Here is a 13,865-nt window from a genome sequence, read left to right as displayed (position 1 = left end):
GGGCCCGCCGCGTCACTTGTCCATTTTCGAGAGCTTCTGCTGCAACTCGGCGAGCTGTTTCTTTATGGCGGCGAGGTCTTCCTCGCTTTCGCCTTGCGGCTCTTCCTTCTCGGGGCCGGACCAGCTCTTGCCCATGTTCCCGGCCATCGCCTTGAGGAAGGCCTCCTGCTGCGCCTGCATCGCCTCGAGCCCCGGGATTTTCGGCATCATCGGGTTCATGTGGCTCATGCTGTCCGCCCATTTGCTTTGGCTGTCGCGGAACATCTCGAAGCTGGCGGCAAGAAACTGCGGCACGACCGAGGTCGCCTGCGTGGTGTAGCTGCGCACGAGGTCGGTCAGCACGTTGATCGGCAGAACGCTCTCGCCGCGGCTCTCGTGCTCGGCGACGATCTGCAGCAGGTATTGCCGTGTAAGATCATCCCCCGACTTCAGATCGATGATCTGCACGTCGCGGCCGTCCCGAATGAAGCCCGAGATATCCTCGAGCGTCACGTAGTCGCTGGTCTCGGTATTGTAGAGCCGCCTGCTCGCGTAACGTTTGATGAGCAGCGGTTTTTCCTTGTCAGCCACGATGGACCCTCCCTCCACGCAGAGTTGAGAAGAAGCCTATGCGAGCGCAGAAAAAAAGAAAAGCATCAGTTTCACTGACACTTGCCGAGCGCGGCCAGCGATTTCGCTGCGCCGCGGCCCGGAAAATGCTGCGCAGCATCACCCCTGCGGCGCCGCAGCGAAGATGCGGTCGACAAAGGCCTGGGTGCCACGGCAGAACTCCAGCGGCAGCGGATAGTCCGCCGCGCCCATCGCTGCCCGGTTGAAGGCCTCGACCTGCAACACGTAATGATTCTCGGCCGGCCAGCGCCAGGTCCGGGTTTCCAGCCCCGGGCCGTGCAGCTCGAGCCGCGCCTCGCCGAAGACCTGCACGTTGAATGGCACAGGCAGGCGCATCACCGCCTTGGTCCCATGCAGCACGATCTCCTGCCAGGGCGCGGCACGGGTCGAGACGCGGCCGGTGTAGAGGAACCCCGGGAAGCGCGCCATCACGTGGGCACTGGCGTCGACCTCGTTCTGCCAGTCGATATCGGCGGCCAGGATCTCGCCAGGCTCCTGCCCCGTGATCAGCCGCACCGAGCCGAGGGCGTAGACGCCCACATCGCGCAACGCGCCGCCACCGACATCTGCCTGGTTGCGGATATTGCCGAGGTCGTCGTTGTAGAAACTATGGGTGCTGTCGACCCGCACCAGGTCGCCGATCTCGCCCGCCTGCAGAAGCTCGCGCGCCTTGGCGAACTGGGGGTGGTGCGCCACCATCCACGCCTCGGCCACCAACTTTCCCGTCGCCTGCCGCACGGCGATCAGCTCGTCTATCTCCTCGGCCCTCATCGCGATGGGTTTTTCACAAAGGACGTGCTTGCCGGCGTCGGCGGCCTTGCGGCTCCACTCTACATGCAGGCTGTTCGGCAGCGGGATGTAGACCGCATCGATCTCCGGATCGGCCAGAAGCGCCGCGTAGCCCTCATGCACCTTCAGCCCTGGCGCGAATTCGGCAAAGGGCACGGCCTTTTCCGGCTTGGAGGTGGCGATGGCGCTCAGCGCGCCGCCCCGCGCGGCGTGGATCGCGGGACCCATGTAGTTCTTCGCGAAATTGGCGGCGCCAAGGATGCCCCATCTGACGTGGTCGGCCATGATCTCTTCCCTTTTTGTGTCGCGCCTGATGTTAGCGCCCGCAGCGTCCCTCGCAAGCAAAACGCCCGCCGCAGGGCGACGGGCGTTCAAGGGGCCTTGCAAGACAGGATCAGGCGTCGGTGAGCATCCCCTGCTCCACCGCCAATTCACGCATGCGCTTCTGCAGCTTCTCGAAGGCGCGCACCTCGATCTGCCGAATCCGCTCGCGGCTGACGTCATAGATGCCCGACAGCTCCTCAAGCGTCACCGCCTGCTCGGCAAGACGGCGCTGGGTGAGAATGTCCTTCTCGCGTTCATTCAGCACGTCCATGGCTTGCGCCAGCAGGGCACGGCGCGCGTCCAGCTCGTCGCGCTCGGCATAATCGGCGGCCTGATCGGCGTCTTCATCTTCGAGCCAGTCCTGCCATTGCATTGACCCTTCGCCCTCGGAGCCGACAGTGGCGTTGAGCGAGGCATCTCCGCCCGACATGCGCCGGTTCATAGAGATCACCTCGTCCTCGGATACGCCGAGGTCGGTGGCGATCTTCTCGACGTGCTCGGGGCGCAGGTCACCCTCCTCCAGCGCACCGATGCGGTTTTTCGCTTTGCGCAGGTTGAAGAAGAGCTTCTTCTGCGCCGAGGTGGTGCCGAGCTTCACGAGGCTCCAGGACCGCAGGATGTATTCCTGGATCGAGGCACGGATCCACCACATGGCGTAGGTCGCAAGGCGGAAGCCCTTCTCGGGGTCGAAGCGTTTCACCGCCTGCATCAGGCCGACGTTGGCCTCCGAGATCACCTCGGCCTGCGGCAGGCCGTAGCCGCGGTAGCCCATGGCGATCTTCGCCGCGAGACGCAGGTGGCTGGTGACCATCTTGTGGGCCGACTCGGCGTCCTGCTCCTCGACCCAGCGCTTAGCCAGCATGTATTCCTCTTCCGGTTCCAGCAGAGGGAACTTCCGAATCTCCTGCAGGTAACGGCTGAGGCCGGCTTCCGGCGATGGCGCCGGCAGATTCGCATAGTTGCTCACGTGCCCCTTCCTCCAATGTTATGAGGGTTAACATGCCATATGGGCAGCCCCTCGGTGGAATTCAACCACCCCGCTGTGCACGGATGCACCATAGGGTGTTCAAGGTTTTCACGTGTTTAACGCATGGTCCCGGTGTGCGGATCCGGATTTTGGCGACCTCACGCAGATGCGAAGGATATGTCACTCGCCGCGCAGTGTCTGCAGCAGATGTGCCATGTCCGTGGGAAGCTCCGCCTCGAAGCGCAGCGCGTCGCCGGTCACCGGGTGCTCGAACCCCAAAAGCGCCGCGTGCAGCGCCTGCCGGTCGAAGCGATCGACCTCTGCCACCACCTGCGAGGGCAAAGCCTTGGCGGCGATCTTGCGGCGCCCGCCGTAGACCGGATCGCCGATCAACCCATGCCCGGCATGGGCCATGTGCACGCGGATCTGGTGGGTGCGCCCCGTCTCGAGCCGGCATTCCACCAGCGCCAGCGCCGGGGGCGTGCCGAAGGTCTCGAGCACCCGCGCCCGCGTCGTCGCATGCCGCCCCTGCCCGTCGAAATAGACCGCCTGCTTCTGCCGGTCGGTCTTGTGCCGCGCGAGGCCGGACTGGATGCGGATCACCTCTCCGGGCTCGACCGACACGCCTTTCACGCCGCGCAGCCGCGGATCGGCGGTCGAGGGCACCCCGTGCACCACCGCCAGATAGGCGCGCTCGGCGCTGTGCTTTTCGAATTGCGCGGCAAGGCCGTGATGCGCACGGTCGGATTTCGCCACCACCAGCAGACCCGAGGTATCCTTGTCGATCCGGTGCACGATGCCCGGCCGTTTCATCCCTCCGACACCCGAGAGCGCCTCGCCGAAGTGAAACAGCAGCGCATTGACCAGCGTCCCCGAGGGCGTGCCGGGCGCCGGGTGCACGACCATACCCGCGGGCTTGTTGACCACCACGAGGTCCTCGTCTTCCCAGACGATGTCGAGCGGGATGTCCTCGGGGCCGATGTGGCTCTCCTCGGCCTGTGGCACGGAGATCTCCAGCACGTCGCCCTCCTCGACCTTCGCCTTGGGGTCGGACAGCACCTCACCCGCACGGGTGACCGCGCCCTCGGCGATGAGTTTCGCGAGACGCGTGCGCGACAGCGCGGCTTCCTCTGGCACATCGCGTGCCAGCGCCTTATCAAGACGCGGCGGCGGGGCTTCCCCGATGACGACGCGCAGAGGCTGCTCCATGTCCAATACTCCTGAAGATCCCGAAATCCTGCCCGAACCGGCCAACCTGCGCTTCCTGCGGCGGCTGGTCACGGTGCTTACGGCGGTGATGATCGCAGGGCTTGTAGCCATTGTGTCGCTGATTGTCATCCGGTTCACGGCTGCCACCAAACCGCCCGCGCCTTTGCCAGCCGAGATCGCCCTGCCCTCCGGCGCGACGGCCTCGGCCTTCACTCAGGGCGGCGATTGGTATGCCGTGGTCACCACGGATGACCAGATCCTGATCTTCGACCGGGCGACACAAGAGCTGCGCCAGACCATCACGATCACCTCTGCCGACTGACCCCCCGAGGGTATTTCTTCTACGCAAGAATACCCCGGGCAGCCCGCGCCTCTGCACGGACTGGGCAGAGGCGCAAACCGGCGCGGCACAGGGAAACTGTGCGTCTCGGCCTGTCTCATACTGATGAGGGGGAGATGGTACCGCCTTCCCGGTTCGAACGGGAGACCTCTTGATCCACAATCAAGCGCTCTAACCTACTGAGCTAAGGCGGCACGCTCGGGGGAAATAACGCCAGCCATTTTCGATTGCAAGCCCCAATCCTGAGTTAAATCGCACGCTCCCAATGCTGCTCGACGAGCGGCACCCCGAAGCTGGTCACAGGTACCGAGGACACAAGAGAAAACCCGTTCTTGGCATAGAGCGCGCAGGCGGCGTGGTGGCTTTCATGGGTCCAGAGCGTCATCCGAGTGTACCCAACGTCACGCGCGAATCCCATGCAGGTCTCGAGCAGGCGCTGGCCGAGTCCCCTGCCCCGCGCCTCCGGCAGCAGCAGGAAGAGCCGCAGCTTGGCCAGCGACTCGCCCTCTCGCGCGCCCCCGTCGACGCAGAAAATGCTGCCGAGCCGGGCCTCCCCGTCCCAAGCGATCCACCCCCGCTCGCGCGCCGGGTCATGCGCCGCCTCGAAATCCCGCAGGATGCTCTCCACAAGCGGGCCGAAGCTGTCGTCGAACCCCTCGTCGCGCGCGTAGAGCTCGGCATGCTGGCGCACCAGCCAAGCCCGATCCTCGGCAGCGTAGGGCTTCAGCTTGATGGTCTCTCGCGGCGCGTGCAACGTGGACATCCCGCCCCTCTCGCTTGCAATATGCACATCGCGGGGCTAAGCCCGCGCCATTCCAGTTTCATGGGGACGGTCATGGGGATCAACACCGAACGCGACATCGAAGCCAACCTGCAGATCGGTCCGACCGACCAGGGCATGGTGCGTCTCTACATTTACGCCGGCGATCTCGAGATCCCGATGGATTTCGATCCCGAGGAAGCTGAGGAAATCGCCGAGGAGCTGCGCGCCGCCGCGGCCACCGCGCGCAAGGTCAAGCGCTGAGACGCCAGCCCGCCTGACATTTCCAGACCTTACCCCCAGGCGCCGAGCCGCGCCTCGGGGTCGCGCAGCGCCTGCAGCCGCCGCGCCGCATGGGTGGCAAAGCGCCGGATCAGCGCGTTGCGCCGCGCGCCGCTGAGCTTCGTCTCGGGCGCCATGCGAAGGATCTCCGCATCATAGGCGTCGGCGATGATGAGGCCCGTGCCCTCGGGCAGCAGGTCGGTCGGGAACAGCTCGTCCACGGCCCAGAAATAGCGGTCGCACCAGTCGAGATAGCCCTGCCATTTGCCGTCAGACATATAATCGGCGCGGCTGCTCTTGCATTCCACCACCCAGATCTCGCCCTTTGGCCCCAGCGCCATCACGTCGACCCGGCGGCCGCGCTCAGGCACGAATTCCTCGACCGGCGCGAAGCCGAGGCTGGCAAGGTGACGACAGACGCCACGGGCCAGCAGCTGGCCGGGCATCATTGGGGTTTCGCTCAGGATGCTCATGCCTCCAATATGAACAATAGGTGAACAAAGGCAACCCGAAGCCCGCTCACTCTTTTTTGCGCCCCCTTCACGCCTATCTCCTGTCAGATGGTTGCAGGAGGCCCCGCCCATGACAGACGCCGCAACAGACGCCCCGACGGCCGCGACAGATGACACCCGCTCCGCCCGGTCGAAGGCCCGTGGCATCCGCCACGCCCGCGAGCTCGAGTCTCACCTCGGCTGGCTCGACACCTTCTCGGGCACCGCGCTCGGCGTTCTTTCGGTGGCCTCGGGCATCTACACTTATCTCGGCGTCTCCTCGCTGCTGGAAGAGGGCGGTGCCTTCACCGTCTTTGCCGCGATCGCCTATTCGGTGGCGGTTTCCGTGGGCATCTTCGTCTTTTGGTCCTACCTGATGCGGCTGTTTCCGGCGATGCGCTCGACCCGCTCGCGCGTCGGGCTGCTGGCGGCCATGGGGCTTGGCTCGCTGGCAATCATCGCCATGTCGTCCTGGCTGAACGCGGCAGCGCTGGCGGGCTCGGCGGCGGTCGAGCAGCACCTCGCGAAGACAGTGCAGGACTACCAGGGCGCCCTCGAACGCACCCATGAGATCGCGCTTACCGGACAGTCTCTCGAGCGTGACGTGGCGCGGGTGCGGCAGAGTTTCGAAGACCTCTCGGAGCAGGAGGCACAGGGTTCGCTCTCGGGCCTCGCCGGGCGCGGCGCGGTCTTCCGCGTACTGCGCCAGAAGGCAGCGGAGCTCTCGGCGCTCGAGGCGCAGATCGCCGAGCAGACGCCGCTGGTGGACAGCGCCTTTGCCCAAGGCAACACGATCCTGTCGCGGATGCGCGCGCTGACCGTCGAGCCCGGCCCCGTCGAGCCGCGCTCGGTGGAATTCTCCGAGGCCGCGGTGGAATTGCAGGGGCTCATCGCCCAGCTCCGCCAGCTGTCGGTCGCGCCGCTGGTCGAGCGGGCGGCGCAGGATCTGGCAGCCTCGGTGGTGCTGCCCGAGCTCGACGGCCAGAGCGATGCCGACCGTGGCAGTCAGCAGGCGACCATCACCTCGGTGCTCGACGTGCTGGCGCAGCGGGCGACAACGCTGGAGCGCGCCGCACAAAACGTGCTGGCGTTGCAGCCCGCCGCAGAGGTCACCTATACGCCGGTCTCCGCCGCCGACGCGGTGATCATGTACGCCCGCAACTTCGTGCCCTCCTGGGCCGGGGCCATCGCCATCGACCTGCTTCCGGCGGTGCTGGTGCTGATCCTCGCCGTCACACATGGCGCGATTCGCCATGGCCGCGAAGGCGCCGAACTCGAGGACACGCTGACCCTCGCCGAGCTGCGCGCCGCGCTTCACGCCATGCGCGACGTCGAGACCACGCTGCACCCTGCACACCCGACCCCGGCACCCGCCAGCGCCGCCGCCGACGAGCCCCCCGAGGTCTCCCGTTTCGCCGGGCGCACGCCATGAGGCATCTGACGGTCGCCCGCGCCCTCACCGGCGCGCTGATTCTGCAGGTCGCCCTTGGCGGCTTCCTAGTCTGGGGCGATCTGACCAGCAGCAACTTCTCCCTGCCCCGCTTCGGTCCCAGCGCGCCGCGCCTGTCGCAGCCGGTGGAGCCCGGCGACCAGCGCCGCACCTTCGCGCCGAACCGCGACCTGCCGCCCCTCTCGCCGCTGCGCGATCCCGGCAAGCTGCCCAACCGGCTGACGCTGACCCAAGGCGATGGCACGACCTGGCGGCTCGAAGGCACCATCGCCGAGGGCGATGCCGAGCGGATCATCTCCGCGCTCGACGAGGCACCCTCGCTGGACACGCTGATCCTGCAGAGCCCCGGAGGCTCGGTGCCCGACGCGCTGGCCATCGGACGGCACGTGCGGCAGATGGGGCTCGAAACGCGCATGTTGGAGGGCGAATTCTGCTACTCCGCCTGCCCCTACCTTCTCGCCTCCGGCACAACCCGGGACATCGCCGAGGGCGCTTCGGTCGGGGTGCATCAGCACTATTTCGGTGAAAGCACAATCCTGCCCGCCTTTGTCGCGGTCGAGCAGATCCAGCGCGGCCAGGGCGAGGTGATGGAGTACCTCGAGGAAATGGGCATCGACCCCATGGTGCTGCGCCCCGCGCTCGCCACCCCCGCTGATCAGATCTACATCCTTCTGCCCGAGGAACTGACCCGCTACAACTTCGTGACAGAAGAAAGCTGACGGAGCGCGGCTTGCCCCTTGTCGCGGCGCCTCGGCACCACTATCTCCGGCTCAGGCGGGTTCTGACCTTTGCGTGCATGGTTGCATTCCGGTGGCCTTAAGCAATTCCGAGGGAGTTGGCTCTGTCCGGGCCCTGGTCCGGTTACCTGACGCCCACCTGTATATACAGGTCCTCGGGAATGAGATAACCCCACGGAAGGACCGGTTCCCGCCGCTTTTCCACAGATGGCTGACAGCACGGACGGCGCACCCCGCCGCACCCGGGCATGAAAAAAGCGCCCCGCGAGGAGGCGCTTCGAATCATTTCGGCCGTCTTGCGTTCAGAGAAGGCGGCGCGGCTTTTGCTCGACCGGGATGCGGATCGGCATCGGCTCGAGCGCCATGCGCTTGCCGCCCGAGGGCCGCAAGTGATCGCCCGACATGCGCATCACGGTCATCGCGAATTGCGCACCGGCAAACACCAGACCATTGAAAAGCCACAAGAGAACCACTGCCATCATGCCCGCGTCAGTATGGGTCACCAGGTGCTGCAGGTTGCCGACGTTCTGCCAGAGCAGCAACGCGACGAAGCCCGCCGACAGGCCGAAGCCGATCGCGCATTGGGTGATGTAGAGGCGGACGAGTTTCGGCATGTGACTCTCCTTCATCAGGTGGACCAAGCGTAGCGGACCCACGTCAAAGCACAAGACCCGCAGAATATTCCGCTCCGTCACAGTCAAATGTAGGGGGGCCAAAGCCAAACGCAAGCCGCGCTTCCGCGAGGGCAGCGGTGACCATCACAGAAGGGCCGGTCACGACGCGCGCGACCGGCCCTCTCTTCCAGGTCCGAATAGTCCGGGGAGGCGTGGTGCGGAGAGCCCCCTGCCCCTGCAGATCCTCAGAACGCCTCGGGCTTCGCCTCGCGCGCCATGTGGTCGAGCACCGCGTTGACGAATTGCACCTCGCGTCCGTCGGTGAAGAAGGCGCGGGCCACGTCGATGAACTCGGTGATCACCACTTTCGGCGGCGTGTCGAGCGCCACCATCTCAGCGCCAGCGGCGCGGAACAGCGCGCGCAGGATCGGGTCGATGCGGTCGATCGGCCATTTCGCCACCAGCGCGCGGTCGGTCATCTGGTCGATCTTGCCCTGCCAGTTGACCGCCTCGCCGACGATCTTCCCGAAGAGATCCACGTCCCCGTCCACCAGTTCCACGCCCTCTTCGACCTCCGCGCCGAAGCGGTAGTCGAGGAATTCACGCATCGTCTTCTCAGCCGTCGTGCCAGAAAGCTCCATCTGGTAGAGCGCCTGCACGGCGTAGAGCCGGGATGCGGATTTCATACGGCGTTTCTGATTGCCGGAAGGGGGGACCGGGGTAGTCATGCGCTATGCTTTCCTTTGGAAGCGCCCGCGATCTGGTATTCATCCTGGGCGGGCACGAATCCCACCCCCTTGCGGGCGCCGCCCCACCTACGGGCCAGCGCGACAAGATGCAAGGCTGCAGCCGCGGCGCCGCCGCCCTTGTTCTGGCCGGCCGATTCGGCGCGCACGCGCGCCTGCTCGTAGTTCTCGACCGTCAGGACGCCGTTGCCGATGCAGAGCCCCTGCAGGCCAAGCAGCGTCAGCCCGCGCGAGCTGTCGTTGCAGACGGTCTCGTAATGGGTGGTCTCGCCACGGATCACGCAGCCGAGCGCCACGTAGCCGTCGAAGTTCGACATGCGCTCGGCGATGCCGATCGCGGTCGGCACTTCCAGCGCGCCGGGGACCTCGACGATCTCGTGGAAGCCGCCCGCCGCCTCGATCTCGGCGATGGCACCGGCGATCAGCTCGTCGGCGATATCCTTGTAGTAAGGTGCCACGACGATAAGGATCTTCGCCGGCCTGTCGAACTCGGCGCGCGGCAGGGTGTAATGGGTTTCGTTCGAGGCCATCTTCACTCTCCGATCTTGCGGGTGCCCACGATCTCGAGCCCGTAGGCCTCGAGCCCGACGACGCGCGGGGTGGGCGAATTGGTCAGCAGCACCATCTTCGACAGGCCGAGCGACGAGAGAATCTGCGCCCCGAGCCCGTATTGACGCAGGGTGCGCGGAGAGACGTCGTCATGCAACTCAAGCTTCATCGACGTGTCGCGCAGCAACACGACCACGCCGCGCCCCTCATCGGCGACAGCCTTCATCGAGTCGCGGAACTCGTCCGAGCGCCCGCCATGTCCGGTGCCGATGATGTCGAGCATGGGATCGAGCGCATGCATCCGCACCAGCACCGGCTCGTCGCCGGAGATGTCGCCCTTGGTCAGCACGATGTGCTCGTCGCCGTGGGACTGGTCGGTGTAGATGCGCATGTTCCAGTCGCCGCCGAATTCCGAGCGGATCACCTCTTCGGAGCGCACGCGCACTAGGTTGTCGTGGCGGCGGCGGTAGGCGATGAGATCCGAGATCGTGCCGATCTTCAGCCCGTGGCGCTGCGCGAAGGCGACCAGCTCGGGCAGGCGCGACATGGTGCCGTCCTCGTTCATGATCTCGCAGATCACGCCGGCGGGGTTCAGCCCCGCCAGCCGCGAGACGTCCACGGCGGCCTCGGTGTGGCCGGCGCGGACCAGCACGCCGCCATCCTTGGCGCGCAGCGGGAAGACGTGCCCCGGGGTGGCGATGTCCGCCGCGCCCTTCGAGGCGTCGATGGCCACGGCGACGGTCTTCGCCCGGTCGGCAGCCGAGATGCCGGTGGTCACACCCTCGCGCGCCTCGATCGAGATGGTGAAGGCCGTCTCGTGGCGCGACGAGTTGTTGACCGACATCAGGTGCAGGCCCAGCTCGTCGATGCGCTTCGAGGTCATCGACAGGCAGATCAGGCCCCGGCCATGGGTGGCCATGAAGTTGATCGCGTCGGGGGTCGCCCATTGCGCCGGGATCACGAGGTCGCCCTCGTTCTCGCGGTCCTCGTGGTCGACGAGGATGAACATCCGCCCGTTGCGGGCATCCTCGATGATCTCCTCGACCGAGGAAATCGCGTCTTTCCAGTTTTCTTCAACCGGTCCCGGGTTTTCGTAGTCCGCCATGTCGCCTCGCATTTCGTCCCCCGCCAAATAAGACAGGAGGGCAAGAAAGACTAGGCCGGTTTTTGTGCGCCACCGTGCGGCATCCTGTGCATGCCTGGGCGCGCGGCTTCAGTCGAAGATGTCCTCGAGCAGATCAAAGATCCCCTTGGCCGCCCGTTGCGCCGGAGAGCGCCGTTTCTTGAGGTGCTTCTTCGCCATCTTGCGCGCGGCCTTCTCGGCCTTGCGCTGCGTTTTGGAGGGATGTGGCATCGGCCTCGCCTGCGCCGGGGCAGGACCGGTGGCGCAGCGCCCGGTCTCGGACTTGAGGTTCTTGAGCTGGCGCAGCGGCGCCCCGCAGGAGGCGCAGCTGAGTTCGTGGCGCTGCGTGCCGCTCAGAACGAGCGCGGCGCGGCTTCCGCAGTAGCAACAGGTGGCAATCGTCTGGACCATGCCCCCGATATGGGCGCGCCGCCGCCCCGCCGCAAGTTCGCGCCCCGGATCAGGGCCTTGCGGCGTAGAGCGCCACTGCTGCCGCGTTTGACACGTTGAGCGAGCCGAAGCCCCTCGCGAAGTCGATCTTCACCAGCTGGTCGACGGTTTCCTTGGTGCGCTGGCGCAGCCCCGGCCCCTCGGCGCCCAGCACCAGCGCCACGGCACGGTCGCGCCTGCCGTCCATCGCGGCGTCGATGCTGACCTCCGCCTCCCCGTCGAGGCCAAGAACGATGTAGCCCATCCCCTGCAGCGCCACGATGGTGTCTGCGAGGTTGCGCTCGCGCAGGTAGGGCTGGCGCTCGAGCGCACCAGACGCGGTCTTTGCCAGCGCGCCGGTCTCGGGCGCCGAGTGATGCAGCGTGCCGATCACCGCCTGCGCGCCGAAAACCTCGGCCGAGCGCAGGATTGCCCCAACGTTATGCGGATCGGTGACCCGGTCGAGAAGCACCAGACGGGGGGGCGTGTCGCCGTCTCCCAGCGCCACATCCTCGAGTCGGCCCCAGTTCAGCGGCTTCACTTCCAGTGCCGCCCCCTGGTGCACGGACTGCGGGTCAAGCGGCGCTCCGAACTTGCGAGGATCGTGGATCTCGGGCTCGATCCCGCCCGCTTCCAGCGCGTCTTCCAGCTTGGATTTTGCGTTTAGTGTCAAGATCAAGCGCAGCTTTTCGCGCTTGGGGTTCATCAGCGCATCACGCACCGCATGCAGGCCGAACAGCCAGACGGTCTCGGCCGCCTTGGCCTTCTTCCCCTGTTCCTTCTCGACCACCCATTTCGGTTTCTTGACCATGCCACGCGTCCTTTTTTCCTGAGCTTCGGTCTCTGCATCGCCCCGTGACGCGCTGCAAGATATTTTCCTGTTGACGACCCTTTTGAGTGCTTGTAGTCAGCGCCCCACGACGCCGGTCATACGGCGCCGGACGCCAGAGACTGGCGGAAAGTGGGCGACAGGCCGCAAGGTGTGGCAGGGGACTGTAACTCCCTCGCGGAGACGCACGCCTGGTTCGATTCCAGGGTCGCCCACCACTTTCCCTCTTCGGAAACATCTCCTTATATATCAATATATATCAAGCTTCCGGCAGCGCGGCACCCCCGCGTGCCCGAGTGTTGCGGCGCTTAGCCCTTCGGCCTAAGTGCCGTTTTGATATAACGATCTTGCCCCGAGGACCCTGTCCCGCCAATGTTGCGCTACCGTCTGCTTCTGTCCCTTTTCGCGGCCATCGTGCTTGGCCGGGCCGCGCTCAAGCGCGACTGGGACGGGATTCGCGCACGGCTCGGCCATGGCAAGGCGCAGCCTGGCGCGCATGTCTGGCTGCACGCTGCCTCGAACGGAGAGCTGGCCTCGGCGAAACCTGTGATCGAGGCGCTGCTCGCCGCCCGACCCGGGATGAAGCTGCTGGTCACCTGCAATTCCCAGTCGGGCGTGGCGCTGGCGCAAAGCTGGGGGCTCTGCGCGCGACTCGCACCGCTCGACCTCGCGCGGGCCTCGAAGCGCCTGCACCGGCGCTGGAACGTGACCAGCCATATCACCATGGAATCCGAACTCTGGCCGAACCGCCTGCTGAGCTGCCCCGGCCCGGTGCTGGTGCTCGGCGGGCGACTCACCGAGAGCACAGCCAAGGGCTGGCGCTTCTTCGGCGGACTGCAGGCACGGGTGTTGCACCGCGTCGCCTTCCTCTCGGCCCAGGATCCCGACTCGCGCGACCGTTTCGTCGCCGCCGGACTGCCTAAGGCGGCGCAGGGGCCGGTGGTTGATCTCAAGGCTCTCTACACCCCTCCCGATCAGCACGACGCTGCACTCGAGGCCGAATTTTCTCGCGCCCGCACCTGGCTCGCCGCCTCCACCCACGAGGGCGAGGACGAAACCGTGCTTGCAGCCCACGCCGAGGCGCGGAAACAGGATCCCGGACTGCGGCTGATACTCGCCCCGCGCCACCCGCATCGGGCCGAGCAAATTACCCGGCTCGCCGCCGCACAGGGGCTCAGCTGCGCGCGCCGCAGCCTCGGCGAGCCGCCGAGTGGCGCCGAGGTCTACCTGGCCGACACCCTGGGAGAGATGGCGCTCTTCTACCGCCTTGCGGGCCGGGTCTTCATCGCCGGCACGCTGACCGACCGCGGCGGCCACACGCCCTACGAGCCCGCGGCCTTTGGCGATGCGCTGATCCACGGCCCCGACGTGCGCAACTTCCGCGTGCCCTTTCGTCTGCTCGACGACGCCGGAGCTGCCCTCCCCATCGAGGACGCAGCGGGCCTTGCCGCCGCGCTGCTCTCGCTGACCGAGGAGAAGGCACAGCAGCGCGCAGGGGCCGCGGCCCGCGCGCTGCTCGCTCCGGAGGCATCGGCGGACGAACTTGTTTCCGAGCTGACACAACATATGGACGCAGCTGCCAAATAGGCGCATCCTCCTCTAAAAACGAGCAGGACA

Annotated in this window: 17 protein-coding genes and 2 tRNA genes; 6 read left to right on the top strand and 13 right to left on the bottom strand. The window is 66.2% G+C overall.

Annotation, left to right across the window (positions count from 1 at the left end; genetic code table 11):
• Positions 1 to 12 precede the first annotated feature (12 nt).
• From phaR to G0Q01_RS13770, 4 genes are all read right to left on the bottom strand, one after another.
• Positions 13 to 570: a polyhydroxyalkanoate synthesis repressor PhaR gene (phaR, locus tag G0Q01_RS13785; protein ID WP_108964690.1), complete on the bottom strand. Its 558-nt coding sequence runs from the start codon at positions 568 to 570 to the stop codon at positions 13 to 15.
• 138 nt (positions 571 to 708) lie between these two features.
• Complete coding sequence (locus tag G0Q01_RS13780; RefSeq protein ID WP_164188708.1) at positions 709 to 1,683, bottom strand: Gfo/Idh/MocA family protein; 975 nt, start codon at positions 1,681 to 1,683, stop codon at positions 709 to 711.
• 109 nt (positions 1,684 to 1,792) lie between these two features.
• Positions 1,793 to 2,689, bottom strand: coding sequence for an RNA polymerase sigma factor RpoH (gene rpoH, locus G0Q01_RS13775; RefSeq protein WP_164188706.1), 897 nt, complete (start codon positions 2,687 to 2,689; stop codon positions 1,793 to 1,795).
• Between the two features lie 180 nt (positions 2,690 to 2,869).
• Positions 2,870 to 3,898, bottom strand: a complete 1,029-nt coding sequence (locus G0Q01_RS13770; protein WP_164188704.1) for an RluA family pseudouridine synthase — start codon at positions 3,896 to 3,898, stop codon at positions 2,870 to 2,872.
• On the opposite strand from G0Q01_RS13770, the gene G0Q01_RS13765 reads away from it, so the two are divergent.
• Positions 3,897 to 4,220 (top strand): DUF6476 family protein, encoded by a 324-nt coding sequence (locus G0Q01_RS13765; protein ID WP_164188702.1) that lies wholly within the window; start codon positions 3,897 to 3,899, stop codon positions 4,218 to 4,220. The genes G0Q01_RS13770 and G0Q01_RS13765 overlap by 2 nt on opposite strands.
• A 135-nt stretch (positions 4,221 to 4,355) precedes the next feature.
• Here G0Q01_RS13765 and G0Q01_RS13760 read toward each other — a convergent pair.
• Both G0Q01_RS13760 and G0Q01_RS13755 read right to left on the bottom strand, forming a co-directional pair.
• Positions 4,356 to 4,432: transfer RNA gene (locus G0Q01_RS13760), tRNA-His, on the bottom strand.
• Between the two features lie 53 nt (positions 4,433 to 4,485).
• Positions 4,486 to 5,001 carry a GNAT family N-acetyltransferase gene (locus tag G0Q01_RS13755; protein ID WP_164188700.1) on the bottom strand — a complete coding sequence of 172 codons (516 nt, stop codon included), beginning with the start codon at positions 4,999 to 5,001 and terminating at the stop codon, positions 4,486 to 4,488.
• Positions 5,002 to 5,073: 72 nt separating this feature from the next.
• Between G0Q01_RS13755 and G0Q01_RS13750 the strand changes: the two genes are divergently transcribed.
• Positions 5,074 to 5,262 carry a DUF6324 family protein gene (locus G0Q01_RS13750; RefSeq protein WP_092424081.1) on the top strand — a complete coding sequence of 63 codons (189 nt, stop codon included), beginning with the start codon at positions 5,074 to 5,076 and terminating at the stop codon, positions 5,260 to 5,262.
• Between the two features lie 29 nt (positions 5,263 to 5,291).
• Here the strand turns inward: G0Q01_RS13750 and G0Q01_RS13745 are convergent, their stop codons facing one another.
• Positions 5,292 to 5,753 (bottom strand): MmcB family DNA repair protein, encoded by a 462-nt coding sequence (locus G0Q01_RS13745; protein ID WP_164188698.1) that lies wholly within the window; start codon positions 5,751 to 5,753, stop codon positions 5,292 to 5,294.
• 109 nt (positions 5,754 to 5,862) lie between these two features.
• On the opposite strand from G0Q01_RS13745, the gene G0Q01_RS13740 reads away from it, so the two are divergent.
• On the top strand, positions 5,863 to 7,203 hold the full coding sequence (locus G0Q01_RS13740; RefSeq protein WP_164188696.1) for a hypothetical protein: 1,341 nt from the start codon (positions 5,863 to 5,865) through the stop codon (positions 7,201 to 7,203).
• Positions 7,200 to 7,940, top strand: a complete 741-nt coding sequence (locus tag G0Q01_RS13735) for a hypothetical protein (protein ID WP_164188694.1) — start codon at positions 7,200 to 7,202, stop codon at positions 7,938 to 7,940. The genes G0Q01_RS13740 and G0Q01_RS13735 overlap by 4 nt, the downstream gene beginning before the upstream one ends.
• Before the next feature lie 320 nt (positions 7,941 to 8,260).
• Here the strand turns inward: G0Q01_RS13735 and G0Q01_RS13730 are convergent, their stop codons facing one another.
• The 6 genes from G0Q01_RS13730 to rlmB all read right to left on the bottom strand — a co-directional run bounded on the left by G0Q01_RS13730 (position 8,261) and on the right by rlmB (position 12,230).
• Positions 8,261 to 8,572: a hypothetical protein gene (locus G0Q01_RS13730; RefSeq protein ID WP_164188691.1), complete on the bottom strand. Its 312-nt coding sequence runs from the start codon at positions 8,570 to 8,572 to the stop codon at positions 8,261 to 8,263.
• A gap of 245 nt (positions 8,573 to 8,817) precedes the next feature.
• A complete protein-coding gene (gene nusB, locus G0Q01_RS13725) occupies positions 8,818 to 9,300 on the bottom strand; it encodes a transcription antitermination factor NusB (RefSeq protein WP_164188689.1) in 483 nt (160 codons plus the stop codon).
• Positions 9,297 to 9,848 (bottom strand): 6,7-dimethyl-8-ribityllumazine synthase, encoded by a 552-nt coding sequence (locus tag G0Q01_RS13720; protein ID WP_164188687.1) that lies wholly within the window; start codon positions 9,846 to 9,848, stop codon positions 9,297 to 9,299. The genes nusB and G0Q01_RS13720 overlap by 4 nt, the downstream gene beginning before the upstream one ends.
• Positions 9,849 to 9,850: 2 nt before the next feature.
• On the bottom strand, positions 9,851 to 10,972 hold the full coding sequence (gene ribB / locus G0Q01_RS13715; RefSeq protein ID WP_108964679.1) for a 3,4-dihydroxy-2-butanone-4-phosphate synthase: 1,122 nt from the start codon (positions 10,970 to 10,972) through the stop codon (positions 9,851 to 9,853).
• 108 nt (positions 10,973 to 11,080) lie between these two features.
• Positions 11,081 to 11,401 (bottom strand): hypothetical protein, encoded by a 321-nt coding sequence (locus G0Q01_RS13710; RefSeq protein WP_164188685.1) that lies wholly within the window; start codon positions 11,399 to 11,401, stop codon positions 11,081 to 11,083.
• A gap of 49 nt (positions 11,402 to 11,450) precedes the next feature.
• Positions 11,451 to 12,230 (bottom strand): 23S rRNA (guanosine(2251)-2'-O)-methyltransferase RlmB, encoded by a 780-nt coding sequence (rlmB, locus tag G0Q01_RS13705; protein ID WP_164188683.1) that lies wholly within the window; start codon positions 12,228 to 12,230, stop codon positions 11,451 to 11,453.
• Between the two features lie 152 nt (positions 12,231 to 12,382).
• On the opposite strand from rlmB, the gene G0Q01_RS13700 reads away from it, so the two are divergent.
• Positions 12,383 to 12,466, top strand: a tRNA-Tyr gene (locus G0Q01_RS13700).
• Positions 12,467 to 12,620: 154 nt separating this feature from the next.
• A complete protein-coding gene (locus tag G0Q01_RS13695) occupies positions 12,621 to 13,835 on the top strand; it encodes a 3-deoxy-D-manno-octulosonic acid transferase (RefSeq protein WP_164188681.1) in 1,215 nt (404 codons plus the stop codon).
• The last annotated feature ends 30 nt before the right edge of the window (positions 13,836 to 13,865 follow it).

The organism is Salipiger sp. PrR007, from assembly GCF_010499845.1.
Taxonomy (GTDB): domain Bacteria; phylum Pseudomonadota; class Alphaproteobacteria; order Rhodobacterales; family Rhodobacteraceae; genus Salipiger; species Salipiger pacificus_A.
The sequence above is the reverse complement of the archived record's forward strand: the minus strand, read 5'-3'. Positions and strand labels throughout refer to the sequence as shown.

Coding starts and splice junctions, on each gene's coding strand:
- G0Q01_RS13740 (WP_164188696.1), top strand. CDS start 5,863: ATGACAGACGCCGCAACAGACGCCCCGACGGCCGCGACAGATGACACC.
- G0Q01_RS13695 (WP_164188681.1), top strand. CDS start 12,621: ATGTTGCGCTACCGTCTGCTTCTGTCCCTTTTCGCGGCCATCGTGCTT.
- G0Q01_RS13730 (WP_164188691.1), bottom strand. CDS start 8,572: ATGCCGAAACTCGTCCGCCTCTACATCACCCAATGCGCGATCGGCTTC.
- G0Q01_RS13750 (WP_092424081.1), top strand. CDS start 5,074: ATGGGGATCAACACCGAACGCGACATCGAAGCCAACCTGCAGATCGGT.
- G0Q01_RS13720 (WP_164188687.1), bottom strand. CDS start 9,848: ATGGCCTCGAACGAAACCCATTACACCCTGCCGCGCGCCGAGTTCGAC.
- G0Q01_RS13745 (WP_164188698.1), bottom strand. CDS start 5,753: ATGAGCATCCTGAGCGAAACCCCAATGATGCCCGGCCAGCTGCTGGCC.
- G0Q01_RS13765 (WP_164188702.1), top strand. CDS start 3,897: ATGTCCAATACTCCTGAAGATCCCGAAATCCTGCCCGAACCGGCCAAC.
- G0Q01_RS13780 (WP_164188708.1), bottom strand. CDS start 1,683: ATGGCCGACCACGTCAGATGGGGCATCCTTGGCGCCGCCAATTTCGCG.
- G0Q01_RS13770 (WP_164188704.1), bottom strand. CDS start 3,898: ATGGAGCAGCCTCTGCGCGTCGTCATCGGGGAAGCCCCGCCGCCGCGT.
- rlmB (WP_164188683.1), bottom strand. CDS start 12,230: ATGGTCAAGAAACCGAAATGGGTGGTCGAGAAGGAACAGGGGAAGAAG.
- nusB (WP_164188689.1), bottom strand. CDS start 9,300: ATGACTACCCCGGTCCCCCCTTCCGGCAATCAGAAACGCCGTATGAAA.
- ribB (WP_108964679.1), bottom strand. CDS start 10,972: ATGGCGGACTACGAAAACCCGGGACCGGTTGAAGAAAACTGGAAAGAC.
- G0Q01_RS13735 (WP_164188694.1), top strand. CDS start 7,200: ATGAGGCATCTGACGGTCGCCCGCGCCCTCACCGGCGCGCTGATTCTG.
- G0Q01_RS13755 (WP_164188700.1), bottom strand. CDS start 5,001: ATGTCCACGTTGCACGCGCCGCGAGAGACCATCAAGCTGAAGCCCTAC.
- G0Q01_RS13710 (WP_164188685.1), bottom strand. CDS start 11,401: ATGGTCCAGACGATTGCCACCTGTTGCTACTGCGGAAGCCGCGCCGCG.